The following is a 6,138-nucleotide window of genomic DNA, read 5'->3' as shown; positions in this document are numbered from 1 at the left end:
TGGAACGACTGCGGTGAGAGTGCCACGATGTTGTTTACCTCGATTGCGACAGTAGTGGTCTTGGCCTTGTCGAAGGGCGAGCTCGAACGGAACCACGCATTGACCTTCTCGGTCGCAGGATCGGAAGTTCTCAAGAGTGCATAAGTACGGTCGATATACTGCTTCTGCACGACCGCATCGGGGGTTACGCTTCGGAAATTCGAAACGAAGCTGCCAAGTGTCGCGCGCACCACGCGCGTATCGGCATATTCGATCTGCTGAGGGAACCCCGCACTGGCAGCGGTCCCCAGCTTGTCGACTTCCACGATATAAGGGACGAGCTTGACTTGGGTGCTCTGGAACAGAGCATATGAGAAGCCGATCAATGCCATCAGCATTCCCGTGATGCCGACGATACGCCAACCGGCGGCGGCTTTTACATACGACCCGTAGCGCTCGTTCCATTCCTGGCGTGCAGCGAGATAGGGGTTTTCGGGCGGGTTGCGCTCGGCCATGGGTCTCTTCCCGGCTACTTGTTCTCGTTGACAGGCTGCGGCGATGGCACTGCCTTGCCCGATGGCCTGCTTTGGTCGAGTTTTGCATTTGCGAGCCCGAGCAGAGAGCCGGCATGGGCTCCTGGTGAGGCGATCGCCTTTTCCTTGGCCGCCGATCCGGCAGCCCAGCCGGCGCTGCTGATCCCAGAGGTCATGCCGCGCAAAGCTGCAGCCGCCATGGAGGAGCCGCCGGCCCGCGCAGCACCTGCTGCAGAGGTGCCCTCGGCGACCGCACTTGCGCCAAGGAAGGCGCCGCCAGCCGCGAAGGTCGCCGCTTGCCCACCATGGCGTATCCCCTCCATGCCGCCGGCGACAGAGGCCCCTTGCACCACGCCCTGGAGAATGGCCGGCACATACATCGCGATGATGAACACGACAACAGAGATGCCAGCGATTGCGAGCGTAGTAACAAACTGTTCGGACTTGGCCGTCGGTGCTTCGGCAAGCCCAAGCAAGACCTCCGAGCCGATCCGCGCGATCATCACCAAAGCCATCAGCTTCATGCCGACCGAGAAGGCGTAGATGAGGTACCGAACGGCAAAATCCTTGGTGAAGGACGAGCCGCCGAGGCCGAGCATGATCATGCCTGCGAGAAGTCCAACATACATCTCGACCAGGACCGCAACAAAGATCGCCGCGACCAGGCTGAAACAGACGACCACTACGACCATGGCGAAGACGGCGGCAATCGCCAGTGCGTTGTCTTCGAACAAGCCGAACTTTGCCTGTTCAGACATCTTCGAAGCGACACGAATGCCGGCGTCGAAGATGTTAGCAGGTGAGGCTGATCCGCCATTGGCGCCGATCTGAAACAGGCTGTCGACGACAGCCTTCGCGAAGCTAGGTCCTTGGTCGAGGATGAAGGCGAAAAGGCCGATGAACATGATACGGCGTACGAGCTCTCCAAACCAGCTGTCGAGCGATGCAGTGTTGATCGCGAGCCAGACCGCGGCTATCGCAACCTCGATCCCGGCGAGTATCCAAAACAGCGAGCGCGCCGCGTTCATTACTGTCGTCTGCCAGCCGCGAGCGGCCGCCACGACCTGGTTCTCCAGTGTGGTCAGCACCGAGCCCTGCTGCGCCAATACAGGCGTGCTGGCGAGAAGGATTGCGCCAATCACTGTGATGGCGAAATGGCACCTGGTGACTTGCTTGACTGTTACCATCGGAGCCGCAGCTCCTGACCGCCGAGTATGTCCCTATCCGGATCGCCACCGAAGAAATTTTCCGCCCGCTCCCGGCGCGCCGTATCCGATGTGGACGCGGGGGTCTCATTCGCCGGAACTGGTTCCCGCAGCATCCGGATGGTGATACCCGTGCAGAAGCTAGTGGCGATCCCGATCACTACCCCTATGACCATGGAAGAGTTCACCAGCGCGGCTCCATCATCTGGCCGCCCCGCACATTGGGCAGCGTCGAACTGAAGAAGCTTTCGCGCCGCGCTTGCGCCAGATCCTTGTCCGCCTGCTTGGACTGAAACCACGTTCCCATCATCGTTGTCTGTTGCGAGACCAGCCCGCGCAGCTTCTGGAATTGCACCACCTGCTGGGCTGCTATCTGATGGCCGACCTGAAGCGCTTTCATCTGGCCGTCGGCAGTTTCCGACATGAAGCGCAGAGAGCTCATGGTCGATTCTTCCGAGGTGAATTGATCTGCCGTAAGCCCCGCCGCCTTCAGCGTACCGGCAATGGTGTCGCGGTTGGTTGTCGACCAGGTCTGGTAGTTGCCAGAAAAGGTCTCGCCGTCCGCGAGACCCGTCTTGAAATCGGCAAAGCTTTGAAAGCGCTGCTTGAGCACGTCATCGACGTTGCCCATCGAAAACGCGATCCCCTGTCCTTGTCCGACAACGGCCTGCAGCTTCTTGAGATCGCCTTCGACCTGTCCCCATATGTGGTTCGGCAGCCGGGCGGTGTTCTGCAGCAAGTTATTGTAGATGTTGAGCTGGTTCTGGATCTGCTCGGCCAGCTGCGTGATCTGCTTGACCTGGTTATTGACCTGCTCGGTCGACTTGCCAACCAGGGCAACCAGTTCGGCATTGTTGAGGAGCTGCGTCCATTCGGTTGCCTCGCCCGTCACCCCACCGGCGTGCCCGGTTTCGGTCGCGGCCGCGGTAACTACAAACATGATCGCAGCACCTGCAGTGGTCAGCCTATTTTGATGTAAAGAGCGATGCAGCATGGCCAACTCCTCTCAGATCGAGCCAACGGGCCGCCCAATCGCGGCCATGTTCGCGCTTCAGTGCCAGGATACGTTTGAGATCGTCTTTGCTGGAGGCGCCCACGAAAGACTGGGCTACCGGTCCAAGCGACATGTCGAACAGTCGCCGTCCCTCCGGCGAAGCGATGTAGTATTCGCGCTTGGGCACAGCTGTTGCAACGATTTCGATCTGGCGATCGTTGAACCCGATGCGCTGGTAGAATTCACGCGTACCTGCTTCGCGTGCCGCACCATTCGGCAGGCAGATCTTTGTCGGGCAGGATTCCTTAAGCACGTCGATGATGCCGGAGCGCTCGGCATCGGAGATCGACTGGGTGGCGAGGACCACGGCGCAATTGGCCTTGCGCAGCACCTTCAGCCATTCCCTGATCTTGTCGCGAAAAGTCGGGTGCCCCAGCATCAACCATGCCTCATCAAGGACGATAAGGCTGGGCGCGCCGGTCAAGCGCTTCTCGATCCTGCGGAACAGATAGGTCAAGACCGGGACGAGATTGCGCTCCCCCATATTCATCAGTTGCTCGATCTCGAAGGTCTGCAACGATCCAAGCGAAAGGCCGTCGGTTTCGGCGTCGAGTAACTGCCCCATCGGACCGTCGACGGTGTAGTGGTGGAGAGCCTCCTTGATCTCGCGCATCTGAACGCCGGAGACGAAGTCGGATAGCGATCGTCCGCGGGCCTCCACCAAAAGTGCTACTTGCCGCGAGATCGCGTTGCGGTGATCGGGCGTGATGGAAACACCCTGTAGCGCCACAAGCGTCTCGACCCATTCCGACGCGAAGGCCTTGTCGGCATCGGTGGAGAGATCGGCGAGTGGGCAAAAGGCTAGCACCCCACTGGGATTCTCCTCTTCTGAAGCCTCGCTATCAGCGCCGAGTTCGTAGTGGTCGCCACCCACAGCCAGTGTCAGTGGCTGCATCGATCTGCCCTTGTCGAAGGCGAATATTTGGGCCCCGGGATAGCGGCGGAACTGGGCGACAATTAATGCCAGCAGCGTCGACTTGCCGGACCCGGTCGGCCCGAAGATAAGTGTGTGACCGACATCGTCGACATGCAGATTGAGCCGGAACGGCGTTGAGCCAGAAGCAACCTGGATCAATGGTGGAGAGGCCGGTGGATAAAAAGGGCAAGGGGCAATGGGGCTACCTGACCAGACCGAATTAAGTGGAATGAGATCGGCAAGGTTACGTGTGTTGATCAGCGGCTCTCTGATGTTGGCATACCAGTTGCCGGGCAACGAGCCGAGGAAAGCCTCGGTCGCATTCAGCGTCTCGATCCTCGCCCCGAAACCTTCTGCCTGGATCAGGCGCCGTACGGCCTCGCATTTCTCCCGAAGACGAGTGCTGTTTTCGTCAAAAGCCAGGATCACCGGCGTGTAGTAGCCATAGGCGACAAGCTGCGAGGAAGCTTGTGCGATCGCATCTTCCGTCTCTGCCACCATTGTCATCGCGTCCTGGTCGACCGAACGCGAATGCGTCTGGAACAGCTGGTCGAAAAACGGCCGGACTTTCTGCTGCCACTTCTTGCGGGTGCGCTCGAGCTTCTGGCGGGCCTCTTGGTCGTCGAGGAACATGAAACGCGAGGACCAGCGATAAGTCAGCGGCATCAGGTCGAGGGAGTTGAGGATGCCTGGCCAGCTTTCGGCCGGCAGCCCATCGATCGCAACAATGCCAACAAAGCGGTTCTCGACAACCGGCGTCAACCCATGCTGAAGCTCGGCCGTCACCAGCCAGTCGAGGTACATCGGGATGTCAGGCAGGCGGACTGGATGGTTCTCTCCCGTGATGCAAAAGCGGATGAACTGGAACAGTTCGTCGTAGCGCGCGGTCACAAAACCGCTGCGCTCCTCGACCGATCGCGTTACCATCCGCCTGATCGACAAAACGTTGGCCAGAGACTGCTCGACTTCACGGATCGAATTCTCAAACGTCACCAGCACCGTGTCGGCATAGGTTGCCGCCCTGCCTCCCGCGTCCGAATAGAAATAGCGGGTGAGCCCTGATCGCTGCCGCGCCGGCGGGCGATAGGTCAGGATCAGTGCATGCCGGCTCTCATAGTGCCCCTGCTCGCGCTCGAAATGCCCACGCCGCTCGTCGTCAATTGCGCGCGTGACGGGATCGGGAAAATGGCATTCCGCAGTTGCCGGATACGCGACGGTCGGTACCCGTATCGCCTCGGCCTGTATCATCCGGCCTGAGCCGAAGCGCGAAAGGATGGCGTTGATTTGGCGCGAGATCTCGTTGCGCTCGGCATCGGTGGAACTCTCCGAATCCGGACCTGCGAAATACCAGCCGGCCATCAAGCTCCCATCTTTGAGCAGGATGACGCCATTAGCGACCAGCCCCGCATAAGGAACGAGATCGGCAAAGGACGGGCCGGAATGACGAAAAGAACGCAGTGCGGCCATAGTCCAACCGTCCTTCAGTAGCGACGCCACGGCGTCGAAGTGGGCCGGTAGTGCGGCCGGTAGGAGATGTGTCTGATATAGACGCGCCGCATCATTGGGTCGGACTTGGCCATCATGCGAAGTGCAGCAACCACCAAGACCCAGACGGCGATCCCGAACAGAGTGGAGTAGAGCGTCAGCACCACAAAGATCAGGATCGCTGCCGCAAGCCCTGTGACGAGCACCAGTTCGCGGTCCGCGCCCATCAGCAGGTTCGAGCGCGACAGAGCGCGATGGATGCGGTTGCGCTGGAGATTGGAGCCAACATCAGCCATGCGGCCCCTCCCCTGTTTGGGGAAAAGCGGCAGAGGATACGACATCGCCGATGGAGGCGCCTGTTGCACCGAACAGCGCAACGATTTGAGTGGCACCGAGCAGGATGCCGGCTACCAACACAACATACATAAGCCTGCGCGCAAAATCGTTGAGCTCGCCACCGAAGATCAGCATGCCGCCGGCAACGGCCACAGCTGCCAGCGCAATGAAGCCCGCGACGGGCCCAGTGATCGATTGCTGGATCCGTTGCAACGGGCCTTCCCAAGGCAGCCCACCGCCTGAACTGGCAAGCGCTGGATCGGCCAGCATAAGTGAAAGTGACAGCACGAACGCACTGACGACAACGGTTTGATGGTCATGCGACATGGCGCTGCTCCTCGATCTGCGCGCAATTCTCGGTCTGATAGTGAGTGCCGGCAAAGCGCTCGACATGGACGACATCACGCACCCTTCGACCTTTCGGCGTTCGCTCGATCGACACGACGAGATCGACGGCTTCTCCGATCACTTCTCGCATCGGCTGCTGGCTGACTTCAGCAGTCAGCTGTTCGAGGCGGCGTAGCGCCGACATCGCCGTATTGGAGTGGATCGTTGTTACGCCGCCGGGATGACCAGTGTTCCAGGCCTTCAGAAGCGTCAAAGCCGCACCATCACGYACCTCGCCGACGA

Annotated in this window: 8 protein-coding genes; all 8 read right to left on the bottom strand. The window is 60.0% G+C overall.

Features of this window, described 5'->3' with window-relative positions:
• Window positions 1–494, bottom strand: a 494-nt coding sequence (locus AC1DUU_RS20575) for a VirB8/TrbF family protein (RefSeq protein WP_476785251.1), incomplete at its 3' end; no start/stop codon positions are given.
• A gap of 14 nt (window positions 495–508) precedes the next feature.
• Window positions 509–1,699 (bottom strand): P-type conjugative transfer protein TrbL, encoded by a 1,191-nt coding sequence (trbL, locus tag AC1DUU_RS20570; protein ID WP_476785250.1) that lies wholly within the window; start codon window positions 1,697–1,699, stop codon window positions 509–511.
• The gene (locus AC1DUU_RS20565) at window positions 1,693–1,833 is read right to left on the bottom strand and encodes a DUF2749 domain-containing protein (protein ID WP_476785252.1); all 141 of its coding nucleotides are present in this window, start codon (window positions 1,831–1,833) and stop codon (window positions 1,693–1,695) included. The genes trbL and AC1DUU_RS20565 overlap by 7 nt, the downstream gene beginning before the upstream one ends.
• Before the next feature lie 68 nt (window positions 1,834–1,901).
• Window positions 1,902–2,711, bottom strand: coding sequence for a P-type conjugative transfer protein TrbJ (gene trbJ / locus AC1DUU_RS20560; RefSeq protein WP_476785249.1), 810 nt, complete (start codon window positions 2,709–2,711; stop codon window positions 1,902–1,904).
• Window positions 2,683–5,154, bottom strand: coding sequence for a conjugal transfer protein TrbE (locus AC1DUU_RS20555; RefSeq protein WP_476785248.1), 2,472 nt, complete (start codon window positions 5,152–5,154; stop codon window positions 2,683–2,685). The genes trbJ and AC1DUU_RS20555 overlap by 29 nt, the downstream gene beginning before the upstream one ends.
• 14 nt (window positions 5,155–5,168) lie before the next feature.
• Window positions 5,169–5,468, bottom strand: coding sequence for a conjugal transfer protein TrbD (locus AC1DUU_RS20550; RefSeq protein WP_476785247.1), 300 nt, complete (start codon window positions 5,466–5,468; stop codon window positions 5,169–5,171).
• Window positions 5,461–5,835, bottom strand: coding sequence for a TrbC/VirB2 family protein (locus AC1DUU_RS20545; RefSeq protein ID WP_476785246.1), 375 nt, complete (start codon window positions 5,833–5,835; stop codon window positions 5,461–5,463). The genes AC1DUU_RS20550 and AC1DUU_RS20545 overlap by 8 nt, the downstream gene beginning before the upstream one ends.
• Window positions 5,825–6,138: ATPase, T2SS/T4P/T4SS family (locus tag AC1DUU_RS20540; protein ID WP_476785245.1), on the bottom strand; the 314-nt coding region annotated here is incomplete at its 5' end. The genes AC1DUU_RS20545 and AC1DUU_RS20540, both read right to left, overlap by 11 nt.

Source organism: Aminobacter sp. P4_H6_2 (assembly GCF_056400805.1).
The sequence above is the reverse complement of the archived record's forward strand: the minus strand, read 5'-3'. Positions and strand labels throughout refer to the sequence as shown.